Source organism: Caldibacillus sp. 210928-DFI.2.18 (assembly GCF_020554505.1).
Taxonomy (GTDB): Bacteria; Bacillota; Bacilli; order Bacillales; family Caldibacillaceae; genus Caldifermentibacillus; species Caldifermentibacillus hisashii.
Map to the genome: position 1 here is coordinate 1 of NZ_JAJCHL010000195.1, position 1,010 is coordinate 1,010.

Annotated in this window: 2 protein-coding genes; both read right to left on the reverse strand. The window is 35.6% G+C overall.

Features of this window, described 5'->3' with window-relative positions; all coding sequences use genetic code 11:
* Positions 1-50: 50 nt before the first annotated feature.
* Positions 51-356 carry a thioredoxin family protein gene (locus LIZ98_RS17510; RefSeq protein ID WP_034772299.1) on the reverse strand — a complete coding sequence of 102 codons (306 nt, stop codon included), beginning with the start codon at positions 354-356 and terminating at the stop codon, positions 51-53.
* Between the two features lie 33 nt (positions 357-389).
* Positions 390-737: a toprim domain-containing protein gene (locus LIZ98_RS17515; RefSeq protein ID WP_034772173.1), complete on the reverse strand. Its 348-nt coding sequence runs from the start codon at positions 735-737 to the stop codon at positions 390-392.
* Positions 738-1,010 lie beyond the last annotated feature (273 nt).

The following is a 1,010-nucleotide window of genomic DNA, read 5'->3' on the forward strand; positions in this document are numbered from 1 at the left end:
GCTACGCCCTGCACATTCCTTGAGGATGGGAGACTTCTTTCGGAAATCCGTTAAAGTTTTTTTAATTTTTCATATAAGTAAGGAACATCTTGAAAGGCATAAATTTTTTCTTTCACTTGATGTTCATTGAAGAGGACTAAACAGGGAACACTTTCGATAAAAAATGTCTCCGCAATTTCCGGTAAATAATTTATATCGGCTTTCCCAATCGGTAAGTCCGGCAATAATTTCGTGATCACTTCTAACATTTTTCCTGCTACTTGACAAGTACCACATAAAGGGGTGTATAAGTAAAAGGCACCTTTCTTCCCGCTCTTTAAATATTGGTAAAATGTTTCACCAGTCCATTGTTCCATTTGATTCATCCCTTATTTCCATATGGCTTAAGATTACAATAAATATTTTGAATGTACTTGTATATTTGCTTGTAAAAGAACAGTCGCAACATGATTTTCCGGGGCTGAAGCAACTTCCCGATAGGTACGATCAATGTATATATGTTTTGCTTCCGGAAATTCACGTTTGAATTGTTTTCTCAATTTGTCTCCTGAGTCATCAGCATCAAAAAGCACAAATACTTCTTTATCATATAACATATCAATTAGTTCATCCAATTTGCTCAGCCCAATCGTTCCATTTGTACAGATGATTTCTACAGATTCATTTATTACCTCTTGTACTTTTTTCTTATCCGATTTTCCCTCTACAATTATAACTTTCTCAACAGCTTCCTCCATTTTCGATCACCTATCCAACATGATACAAAGAAACAACAAGATAGACAACTAATATGTTCCTTTTTATATTACTATGCAACTTTGAAAAATTATTGAAGGAATAGGGAAAAAAGGAAGAACACATTAGCTTGACTCCCCTATTTTCCTTTATCTGTATGCGAAACATATAAAAGGAACGAATCAGATTGTACATGAAATTCCAATTTTCCCCTGACAAAAGTGAACTACCCTCCACTTACCACCCTTGCGGGTCGCTTGAAGTGGGGGCTTCTC

Excerpts from the sequence above, each read along its gene's own strand:
- LIZ98_RS17510 (WP_034772299.1), bottom strand. The coding sequence starts at position 356 with ATGGAACAATGGACTGGTGAAACATTTTACCAATATTTAAAGAGCGGG.
- LIZ98_RS17515 (WP_034772173.1), bottom strand. The coding sequence starts at position 737 with ATGGAGGAAGCTGTTGAGAAAGTTATAATTGTAGAGGGAAAATCGGAT.